16 protein-coding genes are annotated in these 17,510 nt (G+C 50.2%); 14 read left to right on the top strand and 2 right to left on the bottom strand.

The features are described 5' to 3' along the window. Positions 1-13 precede the first annotated feature (13 nt). Genes HCN83_RS00545 through HCN83_RS00555 form a run of 3 tightly spaced genes read left to right on the top strand, consistent with a single transcriptional unit; the run spans position 14 to position 2,331 of the window. Positions 14-646, top strand: a complete 633-nt coding sequence (locus tag HCN83_RS00545) for a bifunctional 4-hydroxy-2-oxoglutarate aldolase/2-dehydro-3-deoxy-phosphogluconate aldolase (RefSeq protein WP_343033623.1) — start codon at positions 14-16, stop codon at positions 644-646. Beyond that, the gene (gene rpiA, locus HCN83_RS00550) at positions 643-1,323 is read left to right on the top strand and encodes a ribose-5-phosphate isomerase RpiA (protein ID WP_168004357.1); all 681 of its coding nucleotides are present in this window, start codon (positions 643-645) and stop codon (positions 1,321-1,323) included. Before HCN83_RS00545 ends, rpiA begins: the two co-directional genes overlap by 4 nt. Positions 1,324-1,335: 12 nt before the next feature. Beyond that, positions 1,336-2,331 carry a C-terminal binding protein gene (locus HCN83_RS00555; protein WP_168004358.1) on the top strand — a complete coding sequence of 332 codons (996 nt, stop codon included), beginning with the start codon at positions 1,336-1,338 and terminating at the stop codon, positions 2,329-2,331. 94 nt (positions 2,332-2,425) lie between these two features. Here HCN83_RS00555 and HCN83_RS00560 read toward each other — a convergent pair whose 3' ends face one another. Further along, complete coding sequence (locus HCN83_RS00560) at positions 2,426-3,583, bottom strand: ROK family protein (RefSeq protein WP_168004359.1); 1,158 nt, start codon at positions 3,581-3,583, stop codon at positions 2,426-2,428. Positions 3,584-3,839: 256 nt separating this feature from the next. Here HCN83_RS00560 and HCN83_RS00565 point away from each other — a divergent pair, with 256 nt between their 5' ends. Genes HCN83_RS00565 through HCN83_RS00600 form a run of 8 tightly spaced genes read left to right on the top strand, consistent with a single transcriptional unit; the run spans position 3,840 to position 11,759 of the window. Further along, the gene (locus HCN83_RS00565; protein WP_168004360.1) at positions 3,840-4,889 is read left to right on the top strand and encodes a TRAP transporter substrate-binding protein; all 1,050 of its coding nucleotides are present in this window, start codon (positions 3,840-3,842) and stop codon (positions 4,887-4,889) included. A 51-nt stretch (positions 4,890-4,940) separates the two neighbouring features. Beyond that, positions 4,941-5,444, top strand: coding sequence for a TRAP transporter small permease (locus tag HCN83_RS00570; RefSeq protein ID WP_168004361.1), 504 nt, complete (start codon positions 4,941-4,943; stop codon positions 5,442-5,444). 5 nt (positions 5,445-5,449) lie between these two features. Further along, positions 5,450-6,730 carry a TRAP transporter large permease gene (locus HCN83_RS00575; RefSeq protein WP_168004362.1) on the top strand — a complete coding sequence of 427 codons (1,281 nt, stop codon included), beginning with the start codon at positions 5,450-5,452 and terminating at the stop codon, positions 6,728-6,730. Between the two features lie 55 nt (positions 6,731-6,785). After that, positions 6,786-8,198, top strand: a complete 1,413-nt coding sequence (gene uxaC / locus HCN83_RS00580; protein ID WP_205774433.1) for a glucuronate isomerase — start codon at positions 6,786-6,788, stop codon at positions 8,196-8,198. 17 nt (positions 8,199-8,215) lie between these two features. Continuing rightward, the gene (gene uxuA / locus HCN83_RS00585; RefSeq protein WP_168004363.1) at positions 8,216-9,253 is read left to right on the top strand and encodes a mannonate dehydratase; all 1,038 of its coding nucleotides are present in this window, start codon (positions 8,216-8,218) and stop codon (positions 9,251-9,253) included. 14 nt (positions 9,254-9,267) lie between these two features. After that, complete coding sequence (locus HCN83_RS00590) at positions 9,268-10,116, top strand: SDR family oxidoreductase (protein WP_168004364.1); 849 nt, start codon at positions 9,268-9,270, stop codon at positions 10,114-10,116. 9 nt (positions 10,117-10,125) lie between these two features. Further along, positions 10,126-10,758, top strand: a complete 633-nt coding sequence (locus HCN83_RS00595) for a bifunctional 2-keto-4-hydroxyglutarate aldolase/2-keto-3-deoxy-6-phosphogluconate aldolase (protein WP_168004365.1) — start codon at positions 10,126-10,128, stop codon at positions 10,756-10,758. After that, on the top strand, positions 10,755-11,759 hold the full coding sequence (locus HCN83_RS00600) for a sugar kinase (protein ID WP_168004366.1): 1,005 nt from the start codon (positions 10,755-10,757) through the stop codon (positions 11,757-11,759). Before HCN83_RS00595 ends, HCN83_RS00600 begins: the two co-directional genes overlap by 4 nt. A gap of 106 nt (positions 11,760-11,865) precedes the next feature. Here HCN83_RS00600 and HCN83_RS00605 read toward each other — a convergent pair whose 3' ends face one another. Beyond that, positions 11,866-13,185, bottom strand: a complete 1,320-nt coding sequence (locus HCN83_RS00605) for a S8 family serine peptidase (RefSeq protein WP_168004367.1) — start codon at positions 13,183-13,185, stop codon at positions 11,866-11,868. A gap of 297 nt (positions 13,186-13,482) precedes the next feature. On the opposite strand from HCN83_RS00605, the gene HCN83_RS00610 reads away from it, so the two are divergent. The 3 genes from HCN83_RS00610 (at position 13,483) to HCN83_RS00620 (ending at position 17,490) form a co-directional block, all read left to right on the top strand. Then, positions 13,483-14,847: an aspartate aminotransferase family protein gene (locus tag HCN83_RS00610; protein WP_168004368.1), complete on the top strand. Its 1,365-nt coding sequence runs from the start codon at positions 13,483-13,485 to the stop codon at positions 14,845-14,847. Between the two features lie 416 nt (positions 14,848-15,263). Then, positions 15,264-16,718, top strand: coding sequence for an NADP-dependent isocitrate dehydrogenase (locus tag HCN83_RS00615; protein ID WP_168004369.1), 1,455 nt, complete (start codon positions 15,264-15,266; stop codon positions 16,716-16,718). Positions 16,719-17,277: 559 nt separating this feature from the next. Next, positions 17,278-17,490, top strand: a complete 213-nt coding sequence (locus HCN83_RS00620; RefSeq protein WP_168004370.1) for a hypothetical protein — start codon at positions 17,278-17,280, stop codon at positions 17,488-17,490. Positions 17,491-17,510 lie beyond the last annotated feature (20 nt).

Raw genomic sequence — 17,510 nt, forward strand, 5'->3', positions numbered from 1 at the left:
AGGAGGAAAAGCTGTGCATACATTTCCAATGTTTGAAACGTCACCGATTATTGCCGTGATTCGCAAACCGCCGAAGGAGCACGTGTTTTCGCTCGTTGAAGCGCTGCTGAAAGGCGGGGTTACGAATTTGGAGCTGACAATGCAGGAGCATGATTCTGCTGATACGATACATGAACTCGTGCACCGCTACGGGAAGGAAGCCTGGATCGGCGCCGGCACCGTGATTGACGAAGCGCAGGCTGCAGCTGCTGTGCAGGCGGGAGCCTCGTTTATTTTTTCACCGAACATGGACAGGCGCGTGATTCAAACGGCGAAAAAGCTTGGTGCAGTCTCGATTCCCGGCGTACTGACACCGACAGAAGCGCTGCAGGCGGTGGAGGCTGGCGCTGACTGTGTCAAAGTCTTTCCGGCGTCCGCATTCGGACCGCGCTACATCAAGGAGCTGAAAGGGCCACTTCCGCATGTGCCGATCATTCCGACAGGCGGCATCGACCGGACGAACATCGCGGACTTCCGCGAAGCAGGAGCAATAGCCTGCGGACTTGGAGGCTCGCTCGTCGACCGGAAGCTGATCGACTCTGGAAACTTTTCCGAACTGACGAGCCGTGCAGAAGAGCTGGTGGCACTTGCCGGAGGCCATTCATGAGCCGGGAGCGGGAAAAAGAACTCGCGGCTTGGACTGCCGTCGACTGGGTGAAAGACGGAATGACGATCGGTCTCGGCTCGGGCAGCACGATGAACGTCTTTATTGAAAAGCTTGGCGAACGGGTGCAGCAGGGGCTGTCAGTTGAAGCGGTTTCCTCGTCGGTGAAGTCTGCCCGGCTGGCTGAACAGCACGGCATTCGCGTTCGTGCAATGGAAGAGGCGACTGCCGTCGAGCTTGCTGTTGACGGCGCCGATGAAGTGACGACGAAAGGACTGCTCGTTAAAGGCGGGGGCGGATCGCTGCTGCGGGAGAAACTCGTACTGGAAGCTGCAGAGAAGCGGCTGATCCTGATTGATGCAGGGAAATACGTGCAGGCAGCCGGAGCCTTTCCGCTGCCGGTGGAAATTGTTCCGTTTGCATACAGGCAGACGATGGAGCGGATCCGCCGGACGGGCCTTGAGCCGGAGCTGCGTGTACGTAAAGACGAGCCGTTTGTGACGGACAATGGCCTTTGGATCGTGGACTGTCAGACGAAAGGCGTCACGGTGAATGAATCGCTGCACGAACAGCTGAAGCAGCTGACGGGCGTCGTTGAAACTGGTATTTTCGCGGCGATGGCAGACGATGTGCTGATTGGCAAAACAGATAAGGTTGAGCACCTGACATTTTCGAGGTAGGAGGAGATTCACATGACACAATGGACAATTGCCGTTACCGACTATGACTATACGACATTTGAACCGGAGCAGAGCGTGATAGACGATCAGAATATAAAGCTGGAGCTGCATCAGTGCAAAACAGAAGCAGAGGTCATTGAGGCGTGTCAGCATGCGGACGCGCTCTTGAATCAGTATGCACCGATTACACGACACGTATTGGAACAGCTGCCGAATGTAAAGGTGGTCGCCCGGTACGGGATCGGAGTGAATACGATTGATGTCGAAGCTGCAACGGACCATGACGTGCTCGTCTGCAACGTCACCGATTACTGTCTGGATGAAGTTGCGGATCATACGATGGCTTTTGTACTGGAGCACGCCAGAAAGCTTGTCACCCTGCGCGACTCGGTCCGCAAAGGCGAATGGCACTTTCAAAAGGCGGCACCGATTCCGAGGCTCCGAAAACAGACGCTCGGATTAGCCGGATTCGGCAACATACCGAGAAACGTAGCGGAAAAAGCGAAGCCGTTCGGCCTGCGCGTGCTGGCCTATGATCCGTTCGTCGACGAAGCAACGGCCGCAGCAGCAGGAGTCAAGCTCGTTTCGTTTGAAACCCTCTGCCGCGAGTCGGACTTCCTTTCGGTACACCTGCCGCAGACGAACGAAACTGAAGGAATCTTCAACAAGGAAGCATTTCAGCAGATGAAGGAGAATGCGCTGATTATCAACACATCACGCGGACCGGTGATCGATGAACATGCGCTGATCCACGCGCTGAAACAAGGAGAAATCGCCGCAGCGTCTCTGGACGTGCTGGAGCAGGAGCCGGCAGCTGCCGACCACCCGTTCCGCACGATGGATAACGTCATTCTGACACCGCACTCCGCCTTCTATTCAGAAGAATCCGTGATTGAGCTGAAACAAAAGACCGCTCAAAACGCGGTGGACGTCCTCCAAGGCCGGTTTCCCGCTTACATCGTGAACCGGGATGTGAAAGAAAAGCTGGCGCTTGCGGAGCGATCTTAAAAAACATTTTGGCAAAAAAAGAAACCGAGCTATTTATTGAATCTCTTACCAGAGTTTCATTCATAGTTCGGTTTCTTTAGTTTCGTAGTCTGATTTAGTTACTCAATGTTAAGTGAGAGATATTCAAAAACGTTTGAATGGAGAGGGCGCAGGCTCCCAGTACGCAGGAATTGCCGCCTAAGCGTGAAAGGCAGATTTCTTCACATGTGCTGACGTTTGATACGAGATTATCTTTAATTCGCTCTATTGCCCGGGGACACCAGGAGAGGACGTCACTGTTGAGAACGAGAGTTTCCGGATTATACAGATTTATAACGTTGTTTAAGCCAATCGAAACGTTCCGGATGAAGCTGTCCATATGCTTTTGTGCAGTAGAGTTACCATCTTCTAACAGCTGTTGCACGTCAGGAGCTGTCAGACGGGATTCCCCAAGTTCTTCAGCCAGGTGGTCAAAGAAACTAGACTCCGAGGCATACCGTTCCCAGCAGCCTGAGTTGCCGCATTTACAAGGTCTGCCTTCCGGATAAATAATCATGTGTCCCATTTCGCCGGCATATCCATGATGACCCTTCTCCAGTTCGCCATGGATAATCATACCTGAACCAATGCCTGAAGATAAAATGACTGTCATCAAGTGATCGCTTTGCTGATGTGAAAAGACACGCTCAGCATAAGCTGATAAATTAGCATTATTTTCAAAAGTGAGTGGAATCGAAACTCGCGTCTGCAGATCAGACTTGATAGATTTTCTTCTCCATCCTAGTTTTGGAACGAACAGAATTTCTTCGTCATTGGAAACAGTACCATGGATGCCGATTGTTGCCCGAATCAATCCATACGTGGCCTCAGCGAATCGGGAAGTATACATTTCAATATCGGCTGCAAGAATACCTAAAACAGCTTCATAGTCCTCTGTCTCTATAATTTTCTTTTCGTTAAGAACCGTGTTTCCAGCAAGGTCAGACACGTGATATAAAATCGCACCTTTATCCAAATCCGCTCCAAGCACGTAGCCTGCTTTTTCATTAATGGAAAGCATGATCGGTCTGCGTCCGACGGCATAATGCTCTGCTTCTGTTTCATAAATCAGCTCTTCTTCAAGAAGCTGAGCAACCTGTGCTGAGATCGTCGCTTTATTCAAACCAGTTACTTTGGATAGGGCAGCGCGTGATATTTTTTTTTGATCGCTGATCTCCCGGAGCAGCAGTCCGCGGTTTAACTGCTTAATGTAAGCCGCATCGCCTGTAATCATATGCATCCTCCTGATGTACCCAATTAGTTTAGTAAGTAAATTATATACTATATGGACGTGGAAGCAATAGTGCTAAGGTTTATAAAGCGGAAAACAAATGACTGGTCGATTAAATTCTGAAAAATAGCAAAAAGGGATTGAATATTTAAGCGCTTTCATTTATGATATAGCTATTCAGTTAATTTGTTTGGCAAACAAATTAATTAGTAAGCGGATTTTGAATTCTTCATTATAAACAGGAGAAAGGGGTAGTATCATGAAGAAAATGAACTGGCGACTCGTATCAGTAGCGCTGCTTGGAGGCACGCTGCTTGCCGCGTGCGGAAACGATGAAGATGGTGGTAATGATGGTCTGAACGGCAACGGAAATGGAGAAGAAAGCGCAGAAGCAGAAGAGTCAGATGCAGATACAACAACTTTGCGACTCGCAGAAAACCACCCGGATGATTATCCAACCACAATCGGCAACGAGGCTTTTGCAGAAAACGTTTATGAATACACGGATGGCCGATACGAGGTTGAAGTATATGCAGGAGGACAGCTTGGAGAAGAATCAGAAGTCATTGAGCAACTTCAGCTGGGGAGCTTGGAGATTGCCCGTGTCAATTCGGTCCCGCTAACAGAATTCTCAGATGACATCGGTGTTCTGCTCATGCCTTTCCTCTTTGAAGACGAAGAGCAAAAATGGGACCACCTGCTTGGAGACGCAGGTGATGATCTGCTGGACACCCTTGACGGTTCGGGCCTCGTCGGTCTGACATACTATGATTCCGGTGAACGAAGCTTTTATAACTCGGAACGACCAGTCTCTTCCCCATCAGATATGGAAGGGTTACAGATTCGCGTTCAATCTTCGGATCTCGCTATTGCGATCGTAGAAGCACTTGGAGCGGAAGCAACCCCGATGGAATATGGCGAAGTATATTCAGCGCTGCAAACGGGTGTTATTGACGGAGCTGAAAACAATTTCCCAAGCTACTACACGTCCAATCACTATGAAGTAGCAGAATACTTTACGCTTGCGGGCTATCAGGGAGTACCGGAAGTAGTGATCGCTTCAGAAGATTTCTGGCAGGACTTAAGTGAAGAAGATCAGGAAGCCTTTGAGCAGGCTGCTAGGGATTCTGTAGATGTTCAGAGAGAAGCATGGGCAGAACTGACAGAGGAATCCAGAGAAGCAGTTATAGAAAACGGCAATGAGCTGATTGAAGTGGATGACCTTGGTGAATGGCAGGATGCGGTAGAACCAGTTTACGATGAGTTCGGAGACGAATACAGTGAATGGATCGAACGGTTTCAGCAATAGGAATTGAGGGGGGAGGAGGTTGCCTCCCTTCTTTTATAAGAGGTGATGTCCATGAAAGAGTCGATCCTGAAGGTGAAGCGGGGGATGGATAAGAGTCTGTTGGTGCTCTCTCTTCTCATGCTTTTATTGACCGTGCTCGTTATTTTGTATCAGGTGTTTTCAAGACAAGTCCTTGGGACGAGCCCTGCCTGGACGGAAGCCCTGTCTAGAGTTTTATTCGTATGGGTTGGTTTTCTCGGGATAGCCTACGGGTTTAAAGCAAAGCTTCATATCGGTGTCAGCATTTTTGTGAAGCAGCTTCCGGTATCTTGGCAGAACGGTCTTGAGTTTTTCTCTAAGCTGCTCGTGATCACGCTCGGGGGTATTCTGCTTTACTACGGAACGACCTATACAGTACTGATGTGGAATTCCAACATAGCAGGTCTAGGTATTCCTTCTAGCTTTTTGTATGCTGTTCTGCCGATCACCGGTTTCTATGTGCTTCTGAATGGCATTGAACTGCTGTTCACAAAAGGAATGCACCAGGAATACGGGATGGACGAAGGGAGGGCCTGACGAATATGGAAATTGCACTGCTGATTGGCAGCTTCGTGCTGTTTTTAATTATTCGAGTTCCAATTGCCCTGGCACTCATTTTTTCGTCCCTTATCACTGGTGTCTATATGGATTTGAGTCTGTCTGCCTTAATTCAGCGCATGGTTGCAGGGTTGAATTCGTTTACGCTGCTGGCCATCCCGTTTTTTATTCTGGCAGGTGAAATTATGAACGCAGGCGGAGTGACAAGGCGGCTGATTAATCTTGCAAATGTAATCATCGGCAAGATCCGCGGAGGGCTTGCGATGGTAAATGTACTTGCGAGTACGCTGTTTGGCGGTATTTCAGGCTCTGCGCTGGCGGATACATCAGCTGTCGGTTCTGTGATGATTCCAATGATGAAAAAGAACAACTATCATGCTGATTATTCGGTATCAGTTACCATTTCCAGTGCGGCTCAAGGAGTGCTTATTCCACCTAGTCATAACATGATTATTTATTCAACCGCTGCAGGCGGTATTTCGGTCGGCGCCCTGTTTATGGGCGGGCTGCTTCCGGGGCTTCTGCTGGGACTGGCATTAATGGTTCTTGCGTATGTAATTGCTGTAAAGCGCAATTACCCAAAAGGTGACGTTGTAGAAGCAAAGGATATTCCGCGCATTGTATGGGAAGGGCTGCTTGGTCTTTTCACCGTGGTGATCATCATCGGTGGTATTGTGAGCGGCTTTTTCACAGCAACAGAATCCGCGGCTATCGGTGCTCTTTATGCGTTTATCATTACGTTTTTTGTCTACCGTGAAATCCCGTTGAAAGCGATGGCCGGCATTCTTCATTCGACCTTTAAAACGCTGTCGATGGTTTTGTTTTTAATCGCTGCTTCATCTTCGTTCGGCTGGCTGCTCTCGCTGCTGCAGATTCCAATGCTTGTATCTGAAGCACTTATCAGTATTTCACCGAACGATATTGTAACTATTCTGCTCATTATCTTGATTTTACTTGTACTCGGTATGTTTATGGATATGGCACCGCTGATTTTGATTGCAACGCCGATTCTGCTGCCTGTTGCTGTTACTGTCGGCATGGACCCTGTACATTTTGGAGTGCTTATGATGCTGTGTCTCGCCATTGGATTGGTGACGCCACCAGTAGGCTCAGTACTTTTTGTCGGCTCTGCGATTGGCGAGCTTACGATCGAGAAAGTTTCGAAGGCGATGCTTCCATTTTATGGAGCCATGTTGGTCGTAGTTCTCTTAGTTGCTTTTTTTCCGGATCTTGTTCTATGGCTGCCGGGCGTTTTTGACCAATAACCGTGCGTATCCTTTTCTGAAATGAGAAAAGATGCGCGAGGAGTGAGGGATAGACATGTTTACGAATGATTTCCTGCTTCGTACCGAAGCATCGAAAAAATTGTATCACCAATTTGCGGAGGCAATGCCGATCATTGACTACCATAATCACCTCAGTGCCAAAGATATCTGGGAAGATCGGAATTATCAGAATATGACTGAGATTTGGCTGGAAGGAGACCACTATAAGTGGCGGGCAATGCGAGCAAATGGCATAAAGGAGCATTTCATTACCGGAGAAGCAACAGATAAAGAGAAATTTGACGCTTGGGCAGAGACCGTGCCGAACTTGTTTGGCAATCCGCTCTATCACTGGACGCATCTGGAGTTGTCCAGATTCTTTGGAATCGAGAAACCGCTGAACGGAGACACAAAAGATGAAATCTGGGAAGAAGGAAATAAAACGCTGGCTTCTGGGGACCTTTCTGTGCGAAGCATGCTGAAGATGCAGAATGTGGCTTTTGTTGGTACTACAGACGATCCAATCGACAATCTGGAGTTTCATCGAAAGCTGCAGCAGGATCGGTTTCCTGTTACGGTAGCTCCCTCTTTTCGCCCCGACCGCGGACTGAATCTGGATCATCCCGATTTTCTAGACTGGGTCGGTGAACTCGCAGTAGCTGCAGAACGTGACATCGCTTCTTATGATCAACTGCTTAACGCATTAGATGACCGTATAGCATTCTTTCACGAATGCGGCTGCAGAGCATCCGATCATGGGATTAATGAAATGTATCACGTGCCGGCTTCTGAAAAGGATGCGGCTGCCGTGTTCCAAAAACGAATGGAAGGCTCTCCTGTGACAGGAGAAGAAGTGCTTCAGTATAAAACTGTCACCCTGCAAAAACTGGCGGAGATGTATTACGTAAAAGGATGGGCGATGCAGCTGCATATCGGACCGCTGCGTAACAATTTTACAGCTATGCACGAACAGGTCGGCCCGGATGCAGGATTCGATTCAATGAATGACGCTCCGGTTGCAGAACCACTGAACCGTATGCTGGACGAAATGGCGAGCGCAGGCAGACTTCCAAAAACAGTGCTGTATACGCTCAATCCTCAGGATAATATCATTATGGCAACTGCCGCTGGCAATTTTCAGAGCGCGGAGGAACCGGGACGGATACAGTTCGGGACTGCATGGTGGTTCAATGACCATCTGGACGGCATGCTGGATCAGATGAGAACGCTGGCTAATGTCGGTGTTCTGCGCCATTTTATCGGAATGCTGACCGACTCAAGAAGCTTTCTCTCCCTAACGCGACACGAGTATTTCAGAAGGATTCTCTGCCGCATGCTCGGCGAATGGGTGGAAGAAGGCATGGTGCCGGAAGACTGGAAGCTGTTGCAGGAGTATGTAGAAGGCATTTGTTATCAAAATGCCGAACGCTATTTTCAATTGCAGCCGAAGCATTCATCAACACTATAAGGCAGGAGGATACTGGCATGGAAATGAGTTTCCGATGGTACGGTGAAAGCGATCCGGTGACACTGGACTACATTCGCCAAATTCCGGCGATGAAAGGGATCGTATCCGCGATTTACGATATTCCGGCAGGTGAAGTTTGGCCGGTTGAAGATATTATCAAACTGAAACAACAAATCGAATCCATGAACCTGCGATTAAACGTGATCGAGAGCGTCCCGGTTCACGAAGAGATTAAACTCGGTCGCCCCACTCGAGACAAGTGGATTGCGAATTATAAAAAGACGCTGCAAAATCTTGCGGAAGCAGGGGTGTATACGGTCTGCTATAATTTTATGCCAGTGTTCGACTGGACTCGCTCAGAGCTTGATGCGCCACTGCCCGACGGATCAAATTCACTGAAATATAATGAGAAAACGGTGACTACTCTTGACCCGCTGAGCGGCGAACTGACGCTTCCTGGCTGGGATCTCTCTTACCAGACAGATGAACTGCAGCAAATTATGGAAGAGTACCGTGGCATATCCGAAGCTCAGCTGATGGATAATTTAATTTACTTTCTTGAAGAGGTTATTCCCACTGCGACAGCAGCAGGAGTCAAGATGGCGATTCATCCTGACGATCCGCCCTGGGGGATCTTCGGCCTGCCTCGCGTTGTTACAAATGTGGACAGCGTGAGAAAAATTCTCTCTGCTGTTGACGCAGATGAAAACGGGATTACATTTTGTACAGGATCGTACGGCGCAGATCCGGCAAATGATTTGCATGAGATTGTGAAGGCGGCCGCTGGACGTATTCATTTCGTCCATGCTCGAAACGTAAAATGGACAGGAGAGAAATCGTTTCAGGAAACGTCTCATTCCATTCATGACGGGTCTCTCGATATGGTCGGTGTTATGCAGACGCTCATACAAGAGGGATACAGCGGGCCTATTCGTCCTGATCACGGCAGAATGATCTGGGGAGAAACCGGCAGACCGGGGTACGGTTTGTACGATCGAGCTCTCGGTGCAGCTTATTTGAACGGCATCATGGATACAATTCACCACAAGCAGTGAAGGAGGCGGATGGCATGTCAGTCCCGTTTGAGGTAGATGTAAAAGATAAAGTGGTCGTCATCACAGGAGGGTCCGGAGTGCTGGGCTCAGCGATGAGCCTCGCAATGGCACAGCTTGGAGCGAAAGTAGCTGTGTTGTCATTAAGGCGTGAAAAAAGCGCGAAAGTAGTAGATGAAATTCGAGAGGCAGGGGGTAGAGCTCAAGGCTTCAGCGTTGATGTTCTCGACAGGCAGGCCCTGGAGAAAGTCAGGCTGGAAATTACCGATACGTTCGGCACATGCGACATCTTAATCAATGGAGCCGGCGGAAATCACCCGAAAGCGACAACGTCGGATGAAAAGCTGACGGTCGAATGGTCGGAAGAAGGATTGGACCGGACTTTTTTCGATCTTGATCCTGAAGCAGTAGAATGGCTGTTCAGACTTAATTTCATCGGAACACTTCTTCCTACCCAGGTTTTTGCACAAGACATGGTTGGGAAAAAGCATGCTTCGATTATAAATATTTCGTCAATGAATGCGTTTCGCCCCCTCACAAAAATACCGGCATACAGCGGAGCTAAAGCAGCTGTCAGTAATTTTACACAGTGGTTATCTACGTATTTTGCCGATACAGGTATTCGCGTCAATGCGATCGCACCCGGCTTTTTTCTTACTGCGCAAAATGAGGAGCTGCTGTTGAATAAGGACGGCAGTTATACAGATCGCGCCGAAAAAATCATAAGCCAGACTCCGCAGGGCAGGTTCGGGGAGCCGAAAGAACTGATTGGTACGCTGCTTTGGCTCGTAGATGAGTCATCCAGTTTTATTAACGGCATTGTCGTGCCAGTAGACGGCGGTTTCTCAGCTTATTCAGGAGTATAGGAGGAGACTATGCAGCTACTTTCTACCGTGCAGGATATGACTAACGAGAAGCTGGCAGTCGTGATCCGGGGAGATTCGGCTGAACAGGCGGAACAAACAGGAGCGGCCTGCTACGCGGGTGGTGTAAAGGTTCTGGAAGTAACCTTTACTGTCGATGGTGCAGAGAACGTTATCCGACGGCTGAAACAGCGGTTTTCTGATGCGATTGTCGGAGCTGGAACAGTCCTTGATGCAGAAACGGCACGAATTGCGATCCTGGCAGGTGCTGCCTTTATTGTAAGCCCGGGATTCGATAAGCAAACGGCTTTGTTGTGCAACAGGTATCAGGTGCCTTACTTACCTGGTTGCATGACGATTACGGAAATGATAACGGCAATGGAATACGGTGCTCAAGTTGTGAAATTATTCCCCGGTGGAACGTTCGGTCCTCCTTTTTTGAGCGCGGTGAAAGGTCCGCTCCCTCACGTGAATATTATGCCGAGCGGCGGTATTACAGTCGATAATACAGCAGAATGGCTCGAAGCTGGGGCGGTCATGGTAGGAGTAGGCGGAGACATGACAAAAGGGGCTAAAAACGGCGATTTTGATGCTGTAACAGCAGAAGCAAGGCGTTTTATGCAGGCGGCAGGTGGCGTCCAATGAGTCGAATTGTCACGATCGGTGAAATGCTGGTCCGCTATCAGACAGCAGACAACAATCCTTTGTCACAATCATCCAGACTTGACGCTTATTATGGGGGAGCTGAAGCGAACACAGCGGTCACCCTTGGTTATCTGGGACACGATGTTCATTATGTAACGGCGCTGCCGCATGAACATCCACTCACGAAGGCTATGAAGAAGCACCTCCGTCAGGCAGGAGTTCATACGGATATGATCTATGCTTCTGAAGGAAGGATTGGCACTTATTATTTGGAGAAGCCGGTTTCTGTGAAACAAGCCGAGGTCTACTATGATCGAAGCGGTGCCTCTGTTTTAGGCCTTCCGGAATTGCCGATCAACTGGGAGAAACTGTTTTCAGAAAAAGACTGGCTGCATGTAACCGGAATTACATCTGCCTTGTCCTCTGAGCTTCGTTCCTTAGTAAAGGAAGCACTTCAGCAAGCGCGCCATTACGGCGTAAAGACGAGTTTTGATTTCAATTTCCGAGGCAAGCTCTGGACACCAGAAGAGGCTGCTGAGGCTTTCCGGGAAGTGCTTCCGCTTGTTGATCACTGTTTTGCAGGCTGGAAAGATTTCGCCTGGCTCTTTAACTGGGAGAAACAAGGAAGCAGCTATGAAGAAGAGCTGACTCACTTTTACCAAAGACTGCATCACGAGTTCGGCGTTGCTTCTGCTGCATCCACTAAACGGGAATTGCTGGAAGATGGCTCGCATCGGCTGACAGGTTATTATTTCGATGGAGAGAGTCTGTCGGCTAGCTTACCAGCTTCGTTTAAACCTCTCGACAGAGTAGGCGGCGGGGATGCATTTGCTTCCGGTGTACTTCACGGCACAATGACGAATATGCCTGTTGATGAACTGCTTGCATTTAGCATCGCCTGCAGCACCCTGACCCATCTAGTTCAAGGAGACCAGGGGGACTACGAAGTACAAGACATCCTTCGCTTTATGCAGAACCAGCGGCAGGACGTATCCCGCTGAAAAAACAAGTACGGGATCACATGGAATAGTTTAGCAAGAAGGTGTAAAATCTCGCTGTTCAAAAAACGTCCGCTCTCCTTCTCGGGGAGCGGACGTTTTTAATGGTCTAGCGCAGTGCTTCATACACGTCGACAATGCCGTGGCCGAATTCGTTGCTGCGGCCGTTGCCGTCCACCTGATCAGCTGTCTGCTGCAGGTGCGTGATCACGCGCGGGCGCTGCATGTTCGGGTTTTCTACTTTCACGAGCGCAGCAGCTGCGGCTACTTTCGGAGCAGCCATGCTCGTACCCATCGCCCAGCCGTAGGAGCCCTGATCAACCGGGATCGTGCTGTAGGCGCGGGATTCCTCTTCCAGCAGCGACTGATCCTGCTCCGGGTTCGGCCAGTTTGGACCGTAGTCACCGCCTGGAGCAGCGAGGCTCACGTTGGACGTGCCGTAGTTGGAATAGTAGGCGAGCGTATCACGGTCGGTGGACGCAGATACGCTGATCACGCCCGGAATATCTGTAAACGTGTCAAACAGTGGTCCGTACTGGCGGCCTTCGCCCGGAACGGTATGAACGGCTTTTCCGAGATCGAGTCCGTCATTGCCGTTTGCACCGACGATAATCATGCCTTCTCGATGTGCATACTGTACAGCGCGCTTGGACGACAGGTGAAGCAGGCGGTCTGCTTCTTCATTGATAAAGCTGTACGTGCCAAGGCTCAGGTTAGCAACGTCGACACCGTCATCTGCGGCGGTCGTAATTGCATCCAGAATGCCGGTCCAGTTCATGCGTCCCTGATCATTCGTGACGCGGTACGAGGCGATGCCGAGCTCCGGTCCGACACCGAGCACCCGTCCGTTACCGGCAATCGAGCCGGCCACGTGCGTTCCGTGCATACCGGAGTCTTCGTAGGCATCTTCCGGAGATGAATCCGGGTGGAACGTTTTACCGTACAGCAGGTTGTCTTCTAAGTCTGGATGGGAAAAATCAACGCCGGTATCAATCACACCGACGACAACGGAGTGATCCCCCTTCGTCACATCCCACGCTGCGCCGTCGTTTGTGACGCGTTTAATATCCCACTGATACTGCTCAAACAAATCTGCCTCTGCTGCTTCATCCGGAACCACTTCATCGGCTTCCAGCACGAGGTCTTTCGTTTCAATTCGTACGTCTTCGACAGCTGAAGCGGCGATTCCGCTCGCTTCCACATCTTCTAAAAAGCTTTCTCCAGCAGCCACATGCACGAGTCCGATCGCTTCCGCATCGGCGACGACCTCAGCCCCGAGTGCTTCCAGTTCTGCCGTGCCTTCCTCGATACTCACATTTCCATTTAACAGCACCATATAGTCGGCTTCTTCTTCAGCTGAAGCGGCTCCAGCAAATGCTCCTGCGCCGATCAGTCCCGCTGCAGATACGATAAACAACTGCTTTTTCATCGATTGTTTCCTCCCCTTTTGTTTTCTTTCGGATGACGAATAAAATCAGCATAGCATATCCAATTATCTGAATAGTTAAAATGAGGCAGGTTCACGAAAAGGTACCAGTTACATTTGTTTACAATTTATTCCTTGCAGGCAATTAGTATGCCAAACAGGCAGGACTTTTTAAAGCGAGGGGTGACTTTCGCATTAATTTCCAAGAAACTGTCCACATTTGATGTATTTACTCCATTTTTAATATAAAATGGAGTAAATAATTCATTTTGAATAAAAACATGGAGGAATGGCTCACGAATGGAAAACGTAACGGAAACCGCAGCGGAAGTCAGTACAGCGAAATCACAGGCGCTTTTTGAAGAAGCGATGGACGTGATGCCAGGGGGCGTAACGGCAAATATTAAATATTTTAAGCCGCACCCGATTGTCATGGAGGAAGGGCACGGAAGCAGGCTGTATGACGTGGACGGCAATGAATACATTGACTACCTGCTCTGCTACGGGGCACTCATGACCGGTCACGGCCATCCGGCTGTCTATACGGCAGTAACCGAGCAGATGTATTCCAAAGGCACGACGATCTTTGGCGCGCCGCACCGGCTGGAGATCACGATGGCGCAGAAGCTGCGCGATCTTTACCGCGGCATTGACCAGGTCCGCTTCTGCAACTCTGGGATGGAGGCGACGCTTCTAGCGGTGAGGCTCGCTGCTGCTTACACCGGACGGCACAAGATCGCGAAATTTGAAGGACACTACCACGGCGGCTACGATCAAGTGCTGATGAGTGTGAACCCGGATGAAACAGAAGAAGGAACAGCGGAGAATCCTGCGTGTGTTCCGGATTCGAGCGGAGTGTCGAGCGAATGCGTAGCTAACACGGTCGTCCTTCCATTTAACGACATCACCGCATGTGAAACGATTTTGCGAAAGCAGGCGGACGACGTTTCCTGTGTGATTATGGAGCCGATTCAGTCCGGTTTCATTCCGGCTTCACCTGATTTCATGAAGCAGCTGCGTGCGCTCACAGAGGAGCTTGGCATCGTGCTCATTTACGACGAGGTCAAAACTGGCTTTCGGGTCTCCCTCGGCGGAGCGCAGGAAATCTACGGCATTAAGCCGGATTTGACGACGCTTGGAAAAGTGCTCGGCGGCGGTTTCCCGGTCGGCGCACTCGGCGGAAAACGCGAGATCATGGAGCTCTGTTCACCGGCATCCGGGCGTGACATTCTCACAGCAGGCACATCGGGATCAGAAAAAGCATTCTTCCACAGCGGCACATACAACGGACACCCGACAACACTTGCTGCGGGGCTCGCGACGATTCAGCTGCTGGAAAAGCGTGGCGGCATTGCAGATGTTTTTCGGAAAACCGAGCAGCTAAAGCGCGGTTTGACAGAGCTGTATCAAGAATTTAACGTGCCAATGCAGGCGATGGGGGTAGGCAGTATTTTTAACATTGTATTGACGGATGAGCCGATCCGCAACTTGCGCGACATGCGTAAAGCCGACACCGATCTGCGCCGCCGTATTGATGAAGCGCTGCTGACGCTCGGCATCTACTCCAAGCCGATGAACCGCTACTCGATGTCGACAGCACATGACGAAGCAGATATTGAAAAGACGATCGACGCCCATCGCAAGGCGCTGGAACGCGTCCTGTAGGCGTAAAGGGAAGCTTCCGGCTGAGTGTCGGGAGCTTTTTTACGGGACTCGTCAGGTGTGATAACTTGGGAGGTCATCATGAAAAGTTTGATGCAGCAAATGATCAGATTTTCGCTATCGAGAACGCCACGTGATAACACGTATAAGCTTCTTCCTGACAATGATAAGTTCTAGCAGTTTGATGAAAACTTCTGCCCTGCAAATGAAACGTTATCGAAGCAGAATCATAACGTTAGAGCAAAAATCGAACAGACAAATAAAACCTCAGGCAGCCATCCGTTCGTTCTTAAAGCCGTAAGCTGTCAGTAACGATTCAACCGCCACCCCCGGTGGTTTTTTTCGTGAAATCAATGATTAGCGTCTCCTGTTAAAGGGGTATGGGAAAAAGAGTCAATTATACAGGAGGAGGCGGAACAATGGGCAGAACACCAGTCACAGTTGCGCGCGGAGACGGGATCGGGCCGGAAATTATGGATGCTGTCCTGCGCATATTGGAAGCGGCAGATGCACCAATTGAACCAGAATACATCGATATCGGGAAAGAAGCTTACTTAAACGGGTGGACGACGGGTATCACAGATGATGCCTGGAAGTCGCTCAACCGCACGAAGCTATTTTTAAAAGCACCGATTACAACACCGCAGGGCGGCGGCTATAAAAGCCTGAACGTGACGATCCGCACGACGCTCGGACTGTATGCAAACGTGCGGCCGACGATGTCGCTTGCTCCGTTTGTGAAAACGAAGCATCCGGAGATGGATCTCGTCGTGATCCGTGAGAACGAAGAGGATTTGTACACGGGCATCGAGTACCAGCAGACGCCGGAAGTCGTGCAGAGTATGAAGCTGATCACGCGTCCCGGCACGGAGCGGATCATCCGCTACGCATTTGAGTACGCGAAAAAGCACGGTCGGAAAAAGGTGACGTGCATTACGAAGGATAACATTATGAAGCGCTCGGACGGGCTGTTTCACGAGGTGTTTGAAGAGGTGGCGAAGGAATATCCGGAGCTGGAAACGGACCACTGGATTGTGGACATCGGTCTTGCGAAAATTGCCGATACGCCGGAGGATTTCGACGTAGTCGTTATGCCGAACCTGTACGGTGATATCGGATCCGACATCGCAGCCCAAATTTCGGGCAGCGTCGGGCTTGCCGGCTCCGCCAACGTCGGCGATGAGTATGCGATGTTTGAAGCGATTCACGGCAGTGCACCGGACATCGCCGGAAAAGGCATCGCCAACCCGTCCGGCCTGCTGAATGGCGCGGTGCAGCTGCTTCTGCATATCGGAGAAGCGGAGGCAGCGGAGAACATTCAAAACGCTTGGCTGAAAACATTGGAAGACGGCGTGCATACCGGCGATATCGCGAAAGGCGGTAAATCCGTCGGCTCCAAGGAGTTTGCCGATGCCGTGATTGAGCGTCTCGGCAGCCGTCCTGAAAAGCTGGAAGCTGTTTCATTTGAAGCGACTTCCGGGAGCATGCCGGAGCCGCTGCCAAAGAAGGCGTCCGAGCGGGCGGAAAAGTCTCCGAAACGGGAGCTCGACGGCGTCGACGTGTACGTGTATAACCAAGATCTGTCGGCTGATCAGCTGGCGATGCTCATCTCGCGCGCAGCTGAGCCGGACTATGAGCTTTCCGTCATCACCAACCGCGGCGTCAACGCTTACCCGACGGAGCGGGACGATCTGTTTACGACCGATCACTGGCGCTGCCGCCTGCTTCCGGCTGCCGGCGTGAAGACGGATCAGGAAGGCATTTTGAAGCTGCTTGCGAGACTGACCGGCGCAGACGTCGACTGGATTCAGGTCCAGAACCTCTACAGCTTTGATCAAAAGGAAGGCTATTCCGAAGCAAAACGGGATCGCTGATCGCAGAACCGCTCCTTTTACGGGGAGCGGTTTTTCTGTTTGGGGGAGTGCGAAATAGTTGAACGTTTCAGGAGTAAGGTTAACGCTTTACCCTGGAAAGTTGAACATTTTCCTAATGGAGCAATTTCATCATCCACCTTCGCAGGCTGCGCCTGCCTCTGATTACACCATTCATAGAACACACCCAGCGACGTTTTTTTCACTGGTTATGCTTTTTCCGCCGGTCAGCTTGAACGACCAAGCTGCTGCGTGTTCTTCGTGTGATAACTTTCGCCATGAAATGATAACTTCACCCATCAGCTTGAAAACTTTTTCGTTATTAAGAACGAAACTTGATAACCGTAATAAGTTTGAGGCTGAGAATGAAATGTTTTGCGATAAGAATGATAACTTGCGGCCGGCAAATGAAAACATTCCGCACCAGTATAATAACTTTCACTGGAAGGTATAGCATCAGCAAGCATGTTCACAAAAAGCCCTATGTTAGAAATCAGCGAATGCGGGAATAAAGGAAATACTGATGCCGCTAAGAAAAAATGGAAAACAGGGAGGGATAACCATGATACCTGAAGAAGAGTATGAGAACGAGCTGGTTGAGCTTGTTTCCAAGGCGCAGGAGCGCTATAAAGAATTGACGGAGCAGATCGAAGAGGAGAAGCGGAAGCTGGAATATGAGGTTCCGGGTGAGCCGGAGGACCGTGTTGCCGTTGAGCAGACGATCGAGCGTCTCGAGGAAGAGCGCCGCCGTATTTCAGAGGGAGGACCGCTTTAACAGACTGCTTCGCAAGCGGG

It is taken from the genome of Alkalicoccus luteus (assembly GCF_012034335.1).
Taxonomy (GTDB): Bacteria; Bacillota; Bacilli; order Bacillales; family Salisediminibacteriaceae; genus Alkalicoccus; species Alkalicoccus luteus_A.